We start from the raw sequence: 15,286 nt of genomic DNA, 5'->3' as shown, positions 1-15,286 counted from the left end.
GCCACGGCGCTGCGCGCCTCGCCATGACGGTCGGGGATTCGGCGAGAACTGCTCGGCTTCATGAGCCATCAGCCACGACTGACGGCCAGATTCTCGGCGCGCACGAAGTCGATGAAGGCGCGCAGCGCCGCCGGCATCTGGCGCTGGCGCGGGTAGTACAGGAAGAAGCCCGGGAAGGGCGGCGACCAGTCCAGCAGCAGCGGCACCAGCCGCCCCTCCGCCAGCTCCGCCGTGACCATGCCCTCGAACACGTAGGCCAGGCCGGCGCCGTCCAGCGCCGACCGGATCAGAAGCCGCTGGTCGTTGTTGACGATCAGCGGTCCGTTCGGGCTGACCGTCAGCTCCCGGCCATCCTTCTCGAACTCCCACGCATAGACCACGCCGCTCGGGAAGCGGTAGCCGAGGCAGGCATGCTCGGTCAGGTCGCGCGGCGTCTGCGGCCGCGGCCTTCGCGCCAGATAGGAAGGGGCTGTGACCACGACCAGCCGCTGCTCGCCGCCGAAGCGCACCGCCACCATGTCGCGCTCCAGTTGCTCGCCGAGGCGGACGCCGGCATCGAAGCCGCCGGCGACGATGTCGATCAGGGCGCTGGTGACCGAAACCTCCAGCCGGATCTCCGGATAGGCGTCCAGGAACCGCGCCACCATCGGCGCCAGGACCAGCTCCGCCGCCGGGATCGAGGCGGTGATCCGCAGCGTCCCGGCCGGCTGGCCGCGGAACTGGTCGATCTCTCCGACGGCTCCCTCGATGTCGCGGAAGGCGGGCTCCAGCCGGGCCAGCAGCCGCTCGCCCGCCTCGGTCGGCGTGACGCTGCGGGTGGTGCGGTTCAACAGCCGGACGCCCAGCCGCTCCTCCAGCCCGCGTATCGCGTGGCTGAGGGCGGAGGCGGACAACGTCAGCTCCACCGCCGCCCGCCGGAAGCTGCGGTGCCGTGCCACCGCGGCGAAGGCGGCCAGATCAGGCAAGTCGGGGCGACGCATTGCTGAATCTCGTTCATCAGCTCATGCGCATATCTATGGGTTATCGCATGATTACCCAACCCCCATTCTCCTGGCGTGCCGCGGCGGTCAGCGCGACCGGCGGCCCCGAACGCTCAGGAGAACCATCATGGACAGACGCTCCCTCGGCCAGGACGGCACCACCGTCTCTGCCATCGGCCTCGGCTGCATGGGCATGTCCGAATTCTACGGCTCGCGCGACGATGCGCAGTCGCTCGACACCCTCGCCGCGGCGCTGGAGCACGGCGTCGACTTCCTCGACACCGCCGACATGTACGGGTCGGGTCACAATGAGGAGCTGGTCGGCCGTTTCCTCAAGGGCCGTCGCGACCAGGTGGTGCTGGCCACCAAGTTCGGCATCGTGCGCGAGCCCGGCGTCGCCGGGCGGCGGGTCGACAACTCGCCGGCCTATATCCGGGCCGCGGCCGAGGCGTCGCTGAAGCGCCTCGGCACCGATGTCATCGACCTCTACTACATGCACCGCCGCAACCCCGCCGTGCCGGTCGAGGATGCGGTCGGCGCCATGGCCGGGCTGGTGCAGGCCGGCAAGGTCCGCCAGATCGGCCTCTCCGAAGTGTCGGCCGAGACCCTGCGCCGGGCCCATGGGGTGCATCCGATCGCGGCGGTGCAGAGCGAGTATTCGCTGTGGACCCGCGACGCGGAGCGCAACGGCGTGATCGAGGCCTGCCGCGAGCTCGGCACCACCTTCGTCGCCTATTCGCCGCTCGGCCGCGCCTTCCTGGCCGGCGCGGTGACCGACACCTCGGCCCTGGCCGCGGATGATTTCCGCCGCGTCAATCCGCGCTTCGCCGACGGGGCGCTGGCCCAGAACACGCGCCTGGTCGAGGCGCTGTCGGATCTCGCCTTCGACCTCGGCGCCAAGCCGGCCCAGGTGGCGCTGGCCTGGCTGCTGGCCAAGCACGACAACGTCGTGCCGATCCCGGGCACCAAGCGCCGCGCCTATCTGGCCGAGAACGCCGCGGCCGCCGCGATCCGGCTGACGGCGGAGCAGGTGTCGTCGCTGGACGTCCTGTTCGCACCGGAGGCCGTCGCCGGCGCGCGCTACAATGAAGCGGGCATGAAGGACATCGGGCTGTAACCTTTAGCCGCCTTGCCGCCTGGGTCCGTCGCGACTATCCAGGCGGCATGCGCATCCTGTTCGTCTGCACCGGCAACATCTGCCGCTCGCCGACCGCCGAGGCGGTGCTGCGGGCCAGGCTCGCCGCCGCCGGCCTGGACCACTCGGTCGACAGCGCCGGCACCCAGGGCTTCCACGCCGGCGAGCCGCCGCACCCGCCGGCGATCCGGGCGGCGGCGGCCCGCGGCTACGACCTGCTGCCGCTGCGCGCCCGCAAGCTGGAGCGGGCGGATTTCCGCCGCTTCGACCTGCTGCTGGCGATGGACCGTGGCCATCTCGACCGGATGCGCCGGCTGGCGGTCGCCGGCCCCGGCCGGATCGGGCTGTTCCTCGATGTCGCGCCGGGGCTGGAGGGCCGGGACGTGCCCGACCCCTATTACGGCGGCAGCGCCGATTTCGAGCATGTGCTGGACCTGGTCGAGGCCGGCTGCGACGCGCTGGTTGCGGCGCTGCGCGAGGGACGGCTCGGCTAAGCCGGCACGTTGCCGGGGGCGTAGAGCGCCGCGAATTCCGCCGTCGGGGCGATCGGCTTGATCATGTCGATCAGCACGCCGTTCGGGTCCTGGGTGATGAAGTGGCGCTGGCCGAAATCCTCGTCGCGCAGCTCCAGCAGGATCGGCAGCCCGGCCGCCTTCAGCCGGTCGTACTCCGCGTCGACATCCTCCACCTCGAAGTTCAGCAGCAGCCCGGAGACCCGGCCGCGGCCCACCGCCGGAATGGTCTCGTGGCTGCCGTCGAGGATGGCGAGGTTCACCCGCTCGTCCTCCACCGACTGCAGATGGACATACCAGTCGACCTCGAACAGCGGCCGGAAGCCAAAGTGCCGGACGTAGAAGGCGGCGGTCGCGGCGACCTCGGCCGTCATGATCACGGGATTGTAGCCGGTGGTCTTCATGGACTTTTCCTCCCGAGCGGATAAACATGCAGGCTGCATGTTTCTCTGAATTAACATACAGGCTGCACGTATGCAACAGACGGAGCGCCGGACCAACCGGGACCGCTCGGACCGCACCCAGGCCGCACTGGTCGCGGCGGCGCGCGGGCTGTTCGTCGAGCGCGGCTATGCCGAGACGGGAACGCCGGAGCTGGTGGCGGCAGCCGGCGTCACCCGCGGCGCGCTGTATCACCACTTCGCCGACAAGCAGGCGCTGTTCCGGGCCGTCGTCGAAGCCGAGGCCGCGGCGGTGGCCGGGGAGATCGAGCAGGCCGCGCCGGCCGACCTGCCGCCGCTCGAGGCGCTGACGCAGGGCGGCGACGCCTTCCTCCGGGCCATGGCGGCGCCGGGCCGGACCCGGCTGCTGCTGGTCGAGGCGCCGGCGGTGCTCGGGCGGGAGGCGCTGGACGAGATCGACGCCCGGCATGGCGGCCGGACGCTGCGCGAGGGGTTGGCGGCGGCGATGGCGGCGGGGGCGCTGCGCCCCCTACCGCTCGATGCCGCCGCCCAGCTGCTGGGCGCCGCCTATGACCGCGCGGCGCTCGCCATCGTCGGCGGGACCGACCCGGCGGAATGCCGCGCGGTGCTGGCGGCGCTGATCGAAGGCCTCAGGCCTCCGCCGTCTGCGCCCGGCGCGACCGGCCCGGGCCGAAGATCGCGAAGCTGATCGCGGCCAGGACCCAGGCGCCGATGCCGCCATACAGCATCACCCAGCCGAAGCCCTCGACCAGCGCCGCATGCGCGGCGGCGCCCGCCGGGTCCAGCATCGCCAGGGCCGGATAGATCTGCGGCAGGGCGGCGAGGTTGCCGGCGGCGACGGAGGCGGCCAGCGCCTGTTGCTGCGCCGCGTCGAGGGTGCCGGACAGGGCGTCCGGCAGGGCCCAGCGGATGCCCTCGATCAGGATCAATCCCATCACCGCGATGTTGATCGCCAGGGTGATCAGCCGGGCGCTGATGTCGATGCCCGACGCCATGCCCGCCCGGTTGGCGGGGACCGAGCCGGTGGTGGTGTTGGTCACCGGCGTGTTGGTCAGGCCGAGACCGATGCCGGCCAAGAGCGTGCCGGGCAGCACGGTCAGCCAGCCGGCCTGCTCGACCCCGGCGCCCAGCCGCAGCAGCAGGAAGCCCGTCCCCATCACCGCCATGCCGAGCGGGATGACCAGGCGCGGGCCACCGCGCTGCAGCAAGCGGTCGGCCACGGGCGGCATCATCAGGAACGGGATGGTGTAGGCCAGCAGCAGGAAACCGACCGTCCGGCTGTCGAGGCCGAGCCCGCCCTGGAAGTAGATCGGCAGGTAGATCATGAACGGCCAGTAGCACCAGTTCATGCCGATGCAGCCGATGATCGCGCCGCTGAACCGGCGGATGCGGAAAACCGAGAAATCGAACATCGGGTGCGGGTTGATCCGCTCCGCCACCACGAAGCCGGCGAAGGCGGCGACGGTCAGGACGGCCAGGCCGATCGCGGTCGTGCGGCTCAGCTCCGCCGCCTGGGTGATCAGGAAGGCCAGGCCGAACACCGCCAGCGTCAGGGTGACGATGCCGGCGACGTCCGGCTTCTGGGCGTGCAGGTCGCGCGATTCGCGGATGCCGACCAGGGACGGGACCAGGGCCAGCAGGGTCAGCGGCACATGGATCAGGAACACCCAATGCCAGCTCGACCAGCTGGCGATCAGCCCGCCGATGATCGGGCCGAAGCCGAGGCCGACGCCGCTGATCACGCCCCAGGCGGTGAAGGCGCGGCCGCGCTCGCGCTCGTCCTGGAACTGGTGGGAGATGATCGCGATCACGCAGGTGAGCATGGCACCGCCGGCCAGGCCCTGCAGGAAGCGGGCGGCGATCAGCACCGAGACATCGTTGGCCAGGCCGCACATCAGCGAGGTGGCGCCGAAGGCGATCGTGGTGATGGTGAAGACGCGCTTGCGGCCATAGCGGTCGGCCAGGGTGCCGGTGGCCATCAGCACGGTGGTGCAGGCGATGGTGTAGGCGTTCATGATCCATTGCAGCCCGCGGAAATCGGCGGGCAGCGCCGTCTCCAGCGTCGGCAGGATCACCGGCACGCTGGAGATCTCGAGGCCGAACATCAGCGCAGCCAGGCAGACGCCGACCAGCGCGGCCATGTTCCGGGCGGAGGGGGAAAGAGCCATGATCCTCTCTCGAAGCGACAGGCCGCGCCGCCGCGCAACGTGCTTGCGTGGTCCGGTTCCGGCGCGGAGGGGTGTCGGTGGGGGCTCGATCGGGCCTGGACCCGAATGTGGTCAATCTGCTTTCATGATGGAAATGAATTAATTTTGTGGCGTCCATTTTCCGCCATCATATATTTGCGCCATGGACTTCGATCCCGCCCTGCTGCGCGCCTTCGTCGCCGTTCATGAGGCCGGCGGCTTCACCCGTGCGGCCGAGCGGCTGCATCTGACCCAGTCGGCCGTCAGCCACCAGATCCGGCGGCTGGAGGAACAGATCGGCCGGCCGCTGCTGCAACGGACCACGCGCAAGCTGCTGCTGACCGAGGACGGCCAGGAGTTCCTGCGCCATGCCGAGCAGATCCTGCAGGCGCAGGACTCGCTGACCCGGCGCTTCCTGCCCTCCGCGGTCTCCGGCGTCGTCCGCTTCGGCGTGCCGGAGAATTTTCTGGGCGACCGGCTGCCAGCGCTGCTGCGCCGCTACGCCCGCGGCTATCCCCAGGTGCGGCTCGAGGTGGCGGTCAGCGTCTGCCTCGACCTGCGCGCCAAGGTCGAGGCCGGCGAGCTCGACCTCGCCGTGGTGATGTCGCGGCCGGGCGAGAGCGGCGGCACGGTGCTGCGGCGGACGCAGTTCGTCTGGGCCGTGGCCGAGGGCTTCGACTGGGCGCCGGGCACATCGCTGCCGTTGGCGCTGGCGCCGCCGCCTTGCCCGTGCCGCGCCATCGCGGTCGACGCCATCACCGCTTCGGGCGTCGAGTGGCATGTCGGCTTCACCTCGGGGAACCAGCACGGGCTGCGGGCGGCGGTGCTGGCGGGGCTGGCCGCTTCGATGATCGCCCGCGACGAGATCGAGCCGGGGATGAAGATCCTCGACGGCCGCCACGGCCTGCCGCCGCTGCCGGAGGTGGAGTTCGCCCTGATCTGGCGGCCCGGCACCACCCTGCCCTGCGCCCGCGAGCTCGGCCGGCTGATCGTCGAATCGGCGGAGGCCGCGCCGGCGCTCCTCGCCCGGGCGGTCTAGGCGGCGTCCTGCGCTTCCGCCGCAGCGCTCGCCCCAAGCCGCGACTGCGCGAAGTCGATGAAGGCGCGCACCTTGGCCGGGGGCAGGTGGCGCGACGGGTACAGCGCGGTGAGCGGGAAGCTCTCGCCGGTCCAGTCCGGCAGCAGCTCGACCAGCGCGCCGCGGTCGATCAGCCGCTGCACGCCGATCGCCTTGACCCGGGCGATGCCGACGCCCTCTAGGCAGGCGCCGAGCATGGTGCCGAACTCCGCCACCATCAGCCGGCCGGTCGCCCGCACCTCCGCCACCTCGGCGCCGCGCCGGTACGACCAGCTGTCGATCGGCTGGCCGGAGGCGGAGTCGCGCACCTGGATGCAGGCGTGGCGGGCCAGGTCGGACGGCGCCTCCGGCCGGCCATGGGCGGCGACATAGGAAGGCGACGCCACGGTGATCGTCCGCGTCTCCAGCAGCTTGCGCGACACCAGCGCGGAGTCCGGCGGGTGGCCGAAGCGCACCGCGATGTCGAAGCCCTCGCCCACCAGGTCGCCGAGTTGGTCCTTCGCCACCAGCTCCAGCGTGAGGTCCGGGTACAGCGCCAGGAACTCCGGGATGTGCGGCGTGAACAGCAGGCGCGAGAAGAAGGCGTCGACATTCACCCGCAGCCGGCCGCGCACCGCGACGGCGGAGCCGGCGGCGACGGTCACGGCGTCCTCGATCCCGGTCAGCAGCGGCGCCACCTCGGCATAGAGCCGGCGGCCCTCGTCGGTCAGGGCGACGGCCCGGGTGGTGCGGTCCAGCAGCCGGACGCCGACCCGCGCCTCCAGCCGCGCCACCGCCCGGCTGACGCCGGAGCGGGACAGCCCCAGCGCCTCGGCCGCGCGGGCGAAGCTGCCGCCTTCGACCACCGCGGCCAGCACGCCGATGGTGGAGATTACCCGTCCGTCGAAGGCCATCGCGCCCTCCGTTGATTCCGAGTCACCAGTCTTATGACTCAATGGCGCTCACGGCAACATCCCGGCGCGCCTAGATCTTCGGCATCCGCTGAAGGAGATCAGGATGTACGCGATCACGGGAATCACCGGCCAGGTGGGCGGCGCGCTCGCCCGGCATCTGCTGGCCGCCGGCGAACGGGTGCGCGCGGTCCTGCGCGACCCGCACAAGGGCGAGGCCTGGGCGGCGCAGGGCTGCGAGATCGCCGTCGCCGGCATGGACGATGCGGCGGCCCTGGCCAAGGCCTTCGCCGGCGCCACCGCCGTCTTCATCCTGCCGCCGCCGGTGTTCGACCCGAAGCCGGGCTATCCCGAGGCGCGCCGGCTGGGCGACACCCTGGTGCAGGCGCTGACGGCCGCGCGGCCGGGCCGGGTGCTGCAGCTGTCGACCATCGGCGCCGACGCCGCCCAGGACAACCTGCTGTCGCAGCACACGCTGCTGGAGGCGGCGCTGCGCGACGTGCCGCTGCCGCTGACGATCCTGCGGCCGGCCTGGTTCGTCGAGAACGCGGCCTGGGACGTGGCCTCGGCCCGCGACGAGGGCGTGATCCGCAGCTTCCTGGCGCCGACCGGCCGGCCGGTGCCGATGGTGGCGACCGCGGATATCGGGCGCATCGCGGCCGAGCTGATCCGCGAGGACCGGGGCGGCCGGCGCGTGGTCGAGCTGGAAGGGCCGCGCCGGGTGTCGCCGGACGACCTCGCCGCCGCCTTCGCCGCCGCCCTCGGCCGGCCGGTGCGGGTCGAGCCGGTGCCGCGCGAGACCTGGGAGAACCTGTTCCGGTCCCAGGGCATGAAGAACCCGATGCCGCGGATCCGCATGCTCGACGGCTTCAACGAGGGCTGGATCGACTTCCGCGACGGCGGCAGCCATGCGCTGAAGGGCCGGGTCGAGGCGGCGGAGGTGATCGCCGAACTGGTCGCCCGCGGTTGAGCGCCTACCCCTTGATCGCCCCCGCGGTCAGGCCGGCGACGATCTTGCGCTGGAAGATCAGCACCAGGGCGATCAGGGGCAGGGTCACCACCACCGAGGCCGCCATGATCGGGCCGAACGGGTATTCGTAGCGACTGCCGCCGGAGATGGTGGCGATCGCCACTGGCACGGTCCGGTTCTCGTCCGACAGGATGAAGGTCAGGGCGAACAGGAACTCGTTCCAAGCCTGGATGAAGGCCAGCAGGCCGGTCGAAGCCAGGGCCGGGCCCATCAGCGGCAGCAGCACGCTGACCAGCACCCGGCCGCGGCTGGCGCCGTCCATCAGCGCCGCCTCCTCCAGCTCGCGCGGGATGTCCTGGATGAATCCCGTCAGCACCCAGACCGTGAAGGGCAGGGTGAAGATCAGATAGGCGAAGGTCAGCGACCCGACGCGGTTGTACAGGCCGAACCAGCGCACCAGCTCGAACATCCCGGACAGCACCACGATCTGCGGGAAGATCGAGATCATCAGGATCACCAGCAGCACCGTCCGCCGCAGCGGGAAGTCCAGCCGGCCCAGCGCATAGGCGGCGCCGATGGCCAGCAGCAGCGAGATCCCGGTGGTCGAGCCGGCGACGATCAGCGAGTTGACGATCGACCCCAGGAACACCGGGTCGTGCAGCAGCGCCTTGTAATAGACCAGCTCGAAGGCCGGCAGCAGCGTCGCCTCGAACAGCGACGCCCCGGTCTTCAGCGAGGACACGATCGCCCAGTAGTACGGGAACAGGGTGTAGACCAGCACCAGGACGACGGCGAAGCCCAGCCCGACGGTCTTCAGCACCCGGCGCCGGCGGTACCGGGCGGCGGCGCGGGCCAGGGCGGTGTCGGGGGCGGCCATGACGCTCATCGCCGGTCCTTCCGTTGCGTGCTCATCGCACGGTCGTCCGGTCCAGCCGGATGGCGCCGATGATGACGATGGCGATCAGGGCGATCAGCAGGAACACCCAGGTCGAGGCGGCGGAGCCGTAGCCGAGCTCCTGGAAGCTGACCAGGTGGTTGCGGGCGTAGATCGTCATGGTCATGGTCGGGTCGCCATTGCCGCCGAGCACGTAGCTCAGGTCGAACATGCGCAGCGCGTCGAGGGTGCGGAACAGCACGGCGACGCCGATCGGCACCCGCAGCATCGGCAGGGTGATCGAGACGAGCCGCTTCCACCACGACACGCCGTCGACCCGCGCCGCCTCGTGGATCTCGGCCGGGATCAGCTGCAGCCCGGCCAGGATCAGCAGCACCATGAAGGGCGTGGTGATCCAGACATCGACGAAGATGACGACGCCCAGCGCCAGCGACGGGTCGGCGGTCCAGGCCACGCCGGTGTCGATCAGATGCAGGTCGATCAGCAGCCGGTTGATGATGCCGAACTGGTCGTGCAGCAGCCATTCCCAGATCTTGGCCGAGACCACGACCGGGATCGACCACGGCACCAGGATGGCGGCGCGCAGCACGCCGCGGCCGGGGATGGCCTCGTTCAGCAGCAGGGCGATGGCGAGGCCCAGCAGCGTCTCCAGCGCCACCGAGACGATGGTGAAGACCAGCGTGTTCTCCACCGCCCGCCACCATTGCGGGTCGCGGGCGACGTCGATGAAGTTGTCGAGCCAGACGAAGCCGTAATTGGTCGGATCGTCGAGGAAGGCGTCGGTGGTCGAGAAGAACAGCGTGCGCAGCAGCGGCCACAGCGCCACCAGCGCGAGGGCCGCAAGCGTCGGCGCCAGGAACAGCCACCCTGCCCGGCGGTGGGACCGCGCGACGCGGCCGGTCATCGACGGCTTTCCCAAATCGAGTCCCCCCTCCCCTCGCGGGAGGGGGATAGGGGGAGGGGGTTCTCTCGGCCGGAGCCGGCGATGAGATCGAGGTTCGTATGACCGGCGCGTGCCTCCAGGACGATTCGCGCGCGGACGCGCGCAGCCCCCTCCCCCTGCCCCCCTCCCGCAAGGGGAGGGGGGACAAAAAAAGGCAGATCGGATGGAAGGGGCTGCATGGGCCTATCCGGCGCGAGCGATCACCACTTCGCCCGCTGGCGCAGGCGGTCCAGCTCCTTGGCCAAAGCGGCGACCGCGGCGTCGGGCTGCTCGTCGCCGGTCAGCACCGCATGCACCGACTTCGAGAAGGCCTGCGACACCCGGTTGTAGCTGGCGCCGGTGGCGGCCGAGGGGCGGGCGATGCTGTCGGCGAAGGCGGCCTCGGTGTCCTTCAGGAAGGGCAGCTTGGCCAGCACCTCCGGGTCCTCGTACAGCGCCGAGACGGTCGGGTTGTAGGCGCCCTGGATCGCCCGGCGCTTCTGGTCGGCGGCGCCGGTCATGTAGCGGATCAGGCTGACCGCCGCGTCCTTGTTCTCGGAGTATTTCGACACGCCGAGATAGGCGGGGCCCAGGCAGCCGCTCGACTTCTCGCCCGCGGCGCCGACCGGCAGCGCCGCCACCCCGACCTTGCCGACCAGGGCGCCGCCCGCGGCCTGCGAGGTGCCCCAGACATAGGGCCAGTTGCGCAGGAACACGGCCTTGCCGCTCTCGAACACGGCGCGGGAGCTCTCCTCGTCATAGCCCAGCACGCCCTGCGGGCTGATCGTGTCGATCCAGCTATGCGCCAGGGCCAGCGCCTGGGCCGTCTTCGGGTTGTCGATGGTGACGTCGCCCTTGGCGTCGATGATGGTGCCGCCGCCGGTGCTGGCGACCCATTCGATGGCGTCGCAGGTCAGCCCCTCATAGGATTTGCCCTGCCAGACGAAGCCCCACATGTCGGCATCGCCGGCCTTGCGCTCGCCGTCCTGCACCGCCTTGGCGGTCTCGGTCAGCTCGGCCCAGGTCTTCGGCACCGCCTTGCCGTATTTCTCCAGCAGGTCCTTGCGGTAGAAGATCAGGCCGGTGTCCATGTACCAGGGCAGGGCCAGCAGCTGGCCGTCGATGGTCGCGGCGTCGATCGTGGTCGGGAAATGCGCCGCCACCTCCTCCTTCGGCACCATCGCGCCGAGGTCGAGCAGATGGTTCTTCAGCATGCCCATCCAGATCACGTCGATCACCAGCACGTCGACATCGGTCGACTTCGCCGCCAGCATCTGCTGGTACAGCGGCACGGCGTCGTCCCAGGACGCCGGCATCTTGTTGATCGACACGGCGTTGCCGCTCTGCTTGGCCCAGGCCTCGGCGGCGCTGCTGCACAGGTCGTAATCGGTGGCGCCGCAGAACAGCTTCACCGTCGCGGCCTCGGCATTGGTCTCGATCCCGGCGGCGGCGAAAACGGCCAGCGCGGCGGTCAGGGATAGGGTGGCGATCTTCACGGGTCCCTCCGTTCAAGCCCCTGTTTGCATTGTTTATCGCTGTGGACGGGTTGATCCCGCCGTTCAGGCGGAGGCCGGAGCCTCTTGTCGGATCAGCGCCAGCAGCTCGGCCTCGCGCGGCAGCGCCCGGCCGCCGTAATCGGTGGTGGCCAGCGCGCCGCATCCCGCAGCCAGGGCCAGGCTGTCGCGGAAGTCGAAGCCGCGCAGCCGGCCGTAGAGGAAGCCGGCGTTGAAGCTGTCGCCGGCGCCGGTGGTGTCGACCACGGTCACCGCCGGGGCCGGCACGGCGCAGCGCTCGCCGCGGCTGACGCCGATGGCGCCCGCGGCGCCGCGCTTGACCAGCACGGTCGGCACCATCGGCGACAGCCGCTCCAGCGCCGCGCTGACATTCGGCGCGCCGGTGAAGGCCAGCGCCTCGGATTCGTTCGGGGCGAAGATGTCGATCTCGCGGAACAGCTCGGCCACGCCGGGCGAATCGATCCGGTGCGGCACGTGCTGGCAGTCGAGATAGACCAGCACGCCCTGCCGCTTCGCCGCCCGGGCCAGGGCCAGCAGCTCGGGCTGCAGCCGGAAGCTCTGCAGCAGCAGCGCCTTGGGCGCCACCGTGGCCAGGGCCTCCGGCGTCGGCGGCAGGTCGTCGCGCACGGCGTAGCTGACGAAGCCGCGGTCATGGGCGAAGGAGAAGGCGGCGCTGACCCGCTCCAGCGGGTGGTCCAGCCGGCGGAACAGCCGGTCGTCCAGCCCTTCCTTGCGGGCCGCATCCAGCGCCAGCTGGCTGAACAGGTCGGTGCCGAAATCGGCCGCCCAGGCGGTGCGCAGCCCCAGCCGGTGCAGCGCCGAGGCGGTGGTGAAGCTGGCGCCGGGCAGGGTGGCGAAGTCGCGCGCGAACAGGTCGGCGCCCAGCCGCGGCACCTCCGGCAGGCCGGTGAAGATCAGGTCCCAGTAGTATTCGCCGACGACGACGGCGTCGCAGCCCGGCGCCCTGCCCGCGGCAGTCATGGCCAGTTGCCGACATGGGGGGCGTGGGCGGCGAGGTATTCGTCGACCAGCGCCTCGGCCCGGGAATAGGACAGCACCAGCGGATGCGCCACCAGCGCCTCGACCGCCAGGTCGCGGTCGCGCTCGCGGATCGCCTGCACCGCCAGCCGCTCATAGCGCTTGATGTCGTGCACCAGCTGGGCCTGCGCCTCCGGCATCGGGCCGATCGGCAGCGGCCGCACCCCGTCGCGGTCGACGACGCAGCTGACCTCGACCACGTCCTCGTCGCGCAGGCCGTCGATGGCGCCCTGGTTCGGCACGTTCAGCCCGCTGTACAGCGGCTTGCCGGTCTCCAGCGCGTCTACGAGGTCCAGGGCGACGCCGGCATAGCCCTCGCCCTCGTCGCCCAGCGGCGCATGGGCGCCGGCGGCCAGCGCCCGGTCGGCCTCCTCCATGCTCGGCGCCCCTTCCTGGGCATAGTGCATGTAGGTGGCGTTGCGGCGATGGGCGTAGGCGTAATAGGCCTCCAGCGCCTTGTCCGGGTTGCGGCGCCAGTCCAGCGCCGTCAGCTGCTCGATCAGCCCGTGGTTCAGGTCGCGCACCTCTTCGCCCCGCGTGCGGGAATCCGACCGGATTGCCTCCACCGCCTTCTCGGCATAGTAGAAATAGTAGAGGTATTCGTTGATCCACATCCCGTGGCGGCGGACCACGCGCGGGCTGAACACCTTCTGGGCCGAGGCGGCCAGGAAGGCATCGTCGGCCAGCAGGCGCGGCAGCACGTCCTCGCCGCCGATCTCGGCGCGGCGGGTGAAGGACAGGTGGTTCAGGCCGAACACCTCGGTGCGCACCGCCTTCTCCGGCACGTCGAACCAGCGCGCCACGGCCGACTGCGCGGCGTTGGCGCCGTCGCAGATGCCGATGGTCCGGTCGTGGCCGGCGTCGCGCAGCGCCTGGGTCACCAGCCCGGCGGGGTTGGTGAAGTTGAACAGCCAGGCGTCGGGGCTGACCCGCTGCAGGAGGTCGGCGTAGCCCAGGATGGTCGGGATGCTGCGCAGCGCCATGGCGAAGCCGCCCGGCCCGGTTGTCTCCTGACCCAGCACGCCATGCGCCAGGGCGATGCGCTCGTCCTTGATCCGGCCTTCCTCCAGCCCTGGCCGGACCGTGGTCACGACATAGGCGGCGCCGTCCAGCGCGCGCTCCGGGTCCAGGCTGGTGGTGATCTTGACGGGGGAACGGGTGCGCCGGGCGATCTCGGCCCCCAGCCCGCCGAACAGCTCCAGCCGCGGCCCGTCGATGTCGAGCAGGCACAGCTCGGTCAGGTTGCTCCACTCCGCGCGGCGCAGCGCCGATTCGATGAACAGAGGGGCGCGGACGCCGCCGCCGCCGACCAGGGTCAGTTTCATGGTGCCTCCCGCGAACCGCCCAAGTTATGACTGGTTATAACCAGTCATGTCAATTGTGGCCGGACTCCCGATTTGCGTGTATGCAGCGAGGGGTAATCTCCGCCCTTGCCGAGAGGCCTTTTCGCGCGCCATGACCGACGGCACCCTCAGCGACGGGCTGCGGCGCGACGACCCGCAGCCGCTCTACCGCCAGATCAAGCAGCGGATCCGCGAGCAGATCGAGCAGGGCCGGCTCGGCACCGATGCCAAGCTGGCGTCGGAGCGCGAGCTGGAGAAGCAGTACGGCGTCAGCCGCATCACCGTGCGCCAGGCGGTGCGCGAGCTGGTGCAGGAGGGCTGGCTGCACAGCCATCCCGGCCGTGGCTTCTTCGTGGCGCGGCGCGAGGAGACCTACGAGCTGCACCTGCTGCGCAGCTTCACCGCCATCGCCGAGGCGCATGGAAGGACGCCGACCAGCCGGCTGATCGAGGGCTATGTCTGCCGCGCGCCGCCGGAGGTGGCGCGGCCGCTGTTCCTGCCGCCCGGCGCCGATGTGGTGATGCTGAAGCGGCTGCGCAGCCTGGACGGCCAGCCGGTGGTGCTGACCCAGGACTGGTTCGCCGCCCGGCTGGTGCCCGGGATCCTCGACCTCGACTGGTCGACCGGCAACCGTTCGCTCTATGCCGAGGTGCGCGACCGCTACCGGCTGCGCCCCGACCGCGGCCGCACCACGATGAGCGCCCGGCTGGCCAATGCCGAGGAGGCGGAGCTCCTGGAGCTGACGCCGCCGGCCGCGGTGCTGACGATCGAGCAGATCGCCTACGACCCGCAGGGCCGGCCGGTGAACATGACCTTTTCCAGCCACCACCCGCTGCGCTATCCGCTGAGCCTCGACCAGAGGGGCTGAACCGGGCGGCGGCCAGCCCCGGAAATGCCCAGATTGGGAATCACGATCGGATCACGATCCGGCTTCTAAATGCTCCGGCGACAACGACGGATCGCGGTGCATCGAGCAGGGGAGAGACGACCGTGCATGGCTCAGGGTTCACAGGGGCCGGCCAGCGTAACGCCGCGCTGACGCAGGGGCTCGAGCAGCCCGAGACCTATTTCGAGGGCAGCCCGCCGCCGCCCGACGGCATCTTCGGCTGGCGCCTGGCGCAGGAGGCCGGGCGGCTGGGCCTGCATCCGCAGGCGCTGGTCATGGACGTGCTGCAGCGCCTGGCCCGCAAGATGTATCTGGACGGGCTCGTCGCCGGGCCGGAGACGTTCAATCCGGACGTCCCTGCCGGCTACACCTATCTCGGCCAGCTGATCGCCCACGACCTGACCTTCAGCGATCTCGGCACCCTGTCGCGCACGGCGACGGCGGGGCCGCTCTGGGCCAGCCCGGCGCTCGACCTCGACTGCCTCTATCGCGGCGGGCCGTTCCGGTCGCCGATG

16 protein-coding genes are annotated in these 15,286 nt (G+C 71.0%); 7 read left to right on the top strand and 9 right to left on the bottom strand.

What is annotated here, in order from left to right; genetic code table 11:
• Positions 1–68: 68 nt before the first annotated feature.
• Complete coding sequence (locus tag FFK22_RS37910) at positions 69–980, bottom strand: LysR family transcriptional regulator (protein WP_138887117.1); 912 nt, start codon at positions 978–980, stop codon at positions 69–71.
• 127 nt (positions 981–1,107) lie between these two features.
• Between FFK22_RS37910 and FFK22_RS37905 the strand changes: the two genes are divergently transcribed.
• Both FFK22_RS37905 and FFK22_RS37900 read left to right on the top strand, forming a co-directional pair.
• Positions 1,108–2,097: an aldo/keto reductase gene (locus FFK22_RS37905; protein WP_138887118.1), complete on the top strand. Its 990-nt coding sequence runs from the start codon at positions 1,108–1,110 to the stop codon at positions 2,095–2,097.
• 47 nt (positions 2,098–2,144) lie between these two features.
• Positions 2,145–2,609, top strand: a complete 465-nt coding sequence (locus tag FFK22_RS37900) for a low molecular weight protein-tyrosine-phosphatase (protein WP_138887119.1) — start codon at positions 2,145–2,147, stop codon at positions 2,607–2,609.
• Here FFK22_RS37900 and FFK22_RS37895 read toward each other — a convergent pair.
• A complete protein-coding gene (locus tag FFK22_RS37895) occupies positions 2,606–3,031 on the bottom strand; it encodes a VOC family protein (protein WP_138887120.1) in 426 nt (141 codons plus the stop codon). The genes FFK22_RS37900 and FFK22_RS37895 overlap by 4 nt on opposite strands.
• Positions 3,032–3,101: 70 nt before the next feature.
• Here FFK22_RS37895 and FFK22_RS37890 point away from each other — a divergent pair, with 70 nt between their 5' ends.
• The gene (locus tag FFK22_RS37890; protein ID WP_138887121.1) at positions 3,102–3,737 is read left to right on the top strand and encodes a TetR/AcrR family transcriptional regulator; all 636 of its coding nucleotides are present in this window, start codon (positions 3,102–3,104) and stop codon (positions 3,735–3,737) included.
• Here the strand turns inward: FFK22_RS37890 and FFK22_RS37885 are convergent.
• Entirely contained in the window at positions 3,679–5,217 is a 1,539-nt protein-coding gene (locus FFK22_RS37885; protein ID WP_138887122.1) for an MFS transporter, read from the bottom strand. The two genes, FFK22_RS37890 and FFK22_RS37885, sit on opposite strands and share 59 nt — an antisense overlap.
• A 181-nt stretch (positions 5,218–5,398) precedes the next feature.
• Here FFK22_RS37885 and FFK22_RS37880 point away from each other — a divergent pair, with 181 nt between their 5' ends.
• A complete protein-coding gene (locus FFK22_RS37880) occupies positions 5,399–6,274 on the top strand; it encodes a LysR family transcriptional regulator (protein ID WP_138887123.1) in 876 nt (291 codons plus the stop codon).
• Here FFK22_RS37880 and FFK22_RS37875 read toward each other — a convergent pair.
• Positions 6,271–7,206 (bottom strand): LysR family transcriptional regulator, encoded by a 936-nt coding sequence (locus FFK22_RS37875; RefSeq protein ID WP_138887124.1) that lies wholly within the window; start codon positions 7,204–7,206, stop codon positions 6,271–6,273. The genes FFK22_RS37880 and FFK22_RS37875 overlap by 4 nt on opposite strands.
• A gap of 103 nt (positions 7,207–7,309) precedes the next feature.
• On the opposite strand from FFK22_RS37875, the gene FFK22_RS37870 reads away from it, so the two are divergent.
• Entirely contained in the window at positions 7,310–8,173 is an 864-nt protein-coding gene (locus tag FFK22_RS37870) for an NmrA family NAD(P)-binding protein (protein ID WP_138887125.1), read from the top strand.
• A gap of 4 nt (positions 8,174–8,177) precedes the next feature.
• Here FFK22_RS37870 and FFK22_RS37865 read toward each other — a convergent pair whose 3' ends face one another.
• From FFK22_RS37865 to FFK22_RS37845, 5 genes are all read right to left on the bottom strand, one after another.
• Positions 8,178–9,059 carry a carbohydrate ABC transporter permease gene (locus FFK22_RS37865; RefSeq protein WP_221939165.1) on the bottom strand — a complete coding sequence of 294 codons (882 nt, stop codon included), beginning with the start codon at positions 9,057–9,059 and terminating at the stop codon, positions 8,178–8,180.
• A gap of 22 nt (positions 9,060–9,081) precedes the next feature.
• Positions 9,082–9,972, bottom strand: coding sequence for a carbohydrate ABC transporter permease (locus tag FFK22_RS37860; protein WP_138887126.1), 891 nt, complete (start codon positions 9,970–9,972; stop codon positions 9,082–9,084).
• 239 nt (positions 9,973–10,211) lie between these two features.
• Positions 10,212–11,486, bottom strand: coding sequence for an ABC transporter substrate-binding protein (locus FFK22_RS37855; RefSeq protein ID WP_221939164.1), 1,275 nt, complete (start codon positions 11,484–11,486; stop codon positions 10,212–10,214).
• A 63-nt stretch (positions 11,487–11,549) separates the two neighbouring features.
• Positions 11,550–12,485 (bottom strand): carbohydrate kinase family protein, encoded by a 936-nt coding sequence (locus FFK22_RS37850; protein WP_138887127.1) that lies wholly within the window; start codon positions 12,483–12,485, stop codon positions 11,550–11,552.
• Positions 12,482–13,867 (bottom strand): 6-phospho-beta-glucosidase, encoded by a 1,386-nt coding sequence (locus FFK22_RS37845; protein ID WP_138887128.1) that lies wholly within the window; start codon positions 13,865–13,867, stop codon positions 12,482–12,484. Before FFK22_RS37845 ends, FFK22_RS37850 begins: the two co-directional genes overlap by 4 nt.
• A gap of 130 nt (positions 13,868–13,997) precedes the next feature.
• Here FFK22_RS37845 and FFK22_RS37840 point away from each other — a divergent pair, with 130 nt between their 5' ends.
• Both FFK22_RS37840 and FFK22_RS37835 read left to right on the top strand, forming a co-directional pair.
• Positions 13,998–14,753 carry a GntR family transcriptional regulator gene (locus FFK22_RS37840; protein WP_138887129.1) on the top strand — a complete coding sequence of 252 codons (756 nt, stop codon included), beginning with the start codon at positions 13,998–14,000 and terminating at the stop codon, positions 14,751–14,753.
• Between the two features lie 122 nt (positions 14,754–14,875).
• A partial coding sequence (locus tag FFK22_RS37835) for a hypothetical protein (protein ID WP_221939163.1) occupies positions 14,876–15,286 on the top strand: 411 nt, incomplete at its 3' end.

The sequence above is a fragment of the Mycobacterium sp. KBS0706 genome (assembly GCF_005938675.2).
In the GTDB taxonomy this organism is placed as follows: domain Bacteria; phylum Pseudomonadota; class Alphaproteobacteria; order DSM-16000; family Inquilinaceae; genus Inquilinus.
This window is presented reverse-complemented; position numbering and strand designations above follow the sequence as displayed.

Coding starts and splice junctions, on each gene's coding strand:
- FFK22_RS37910 (WP_138887117.1), bottom strand. CDS start 980: ATGCGTCGCCCCGACTTGCCTGATCTGGCCGCCTTCGCCGCGGTGGCA.
- FFK22_RS37905 (WP_138887118.1), top strand. CDS start 1,108: ATGGACAGACGCTCCCTCGGCCAGGACGGCACCACCGTCTCTGCCATC.
- FFK22_RS37900 (WP_138887119.1), top strand. CDS start 2,145: ATGCGCATCCTGTTCGTCTGCACCGGCAACATCTGCCGCTCGCCGACC.
- FFK22_RS37895 (WP_138887120.1), bottom strand. CDS start 3,031: ATGAAGACCACCGGCTACAATCCCGTGATCATGACGGCCGAGGTCGCC.
- FFK22_RS37890 (WP_138887121.1), top strand. CDS start 3,102: ATGCAACAGACGGAGCGCCGGACCAACCGGGACCGCTCGGACCGCACC.
- FFK22_RS37885 (WP_138887122.1), bottom strand. CDS start 5,217: ATGGCTCTTTCCCCCTCCGCCCGGAACATGGCCGCGCTGGTCGGCGTC.
- FFK22_RS37880 (WP_138887123.1), top strand. CDS start 5,399: ATGGACTTCGATCCCGCCCTGCTGCGCGCCTTCGTCGCCGTTCATGAG.
- FFK22_RS37875 (WP_138887124.1), bottom strand. CDS start 7,206: ATGGCCTTCGACGGACGGGTAATCTCCACCATCGGCGTGCTGGCCGCG.
- FFK22_RS37870 (WP_138887125.1), top strand. CDS start 7,310: ATGTACGCGATCACGGGAATCACCGGCCAGGTGGGCGGCGCGCTCGCC.
- FFK22_RS37865 (WP_221939165.1), bottom strand. CDS start 9,059: ATGAGCGTCATGGCCGCCCCCGACACCGCCCTGGCCCGCGCCGCCGCC.
- FFK22_RS37860 (WP_138887126.1), bottom strand. CDS start 9,972: ATGACCGGCCGCGTCGCGCGGTCCCACCGCCGGGCAGGGTGGCTGTTC.
- FFK22_RS37850 (WP_138887127.1), bottom strand. CDS start 12,485: ATGACTGCCGCGGGCAGGGCGCCGGGCTGCGACGCCGTCGTCGTCGGC.
- FFK22_RS37845 (WP_138887128.1), bottom strand. CDS start 13,867: ATGAAACTGACCCTGGTCGGCGGCGGCGGCGTCCGCGCCCCTCTGTTC.
- FFK22_RS37840 (WP_138887129.1), top strand. CDS start 13,998: ATGACCGACGGCACCCTCAGCGACGGGCTGCGGCGCGACGACCCGCAG.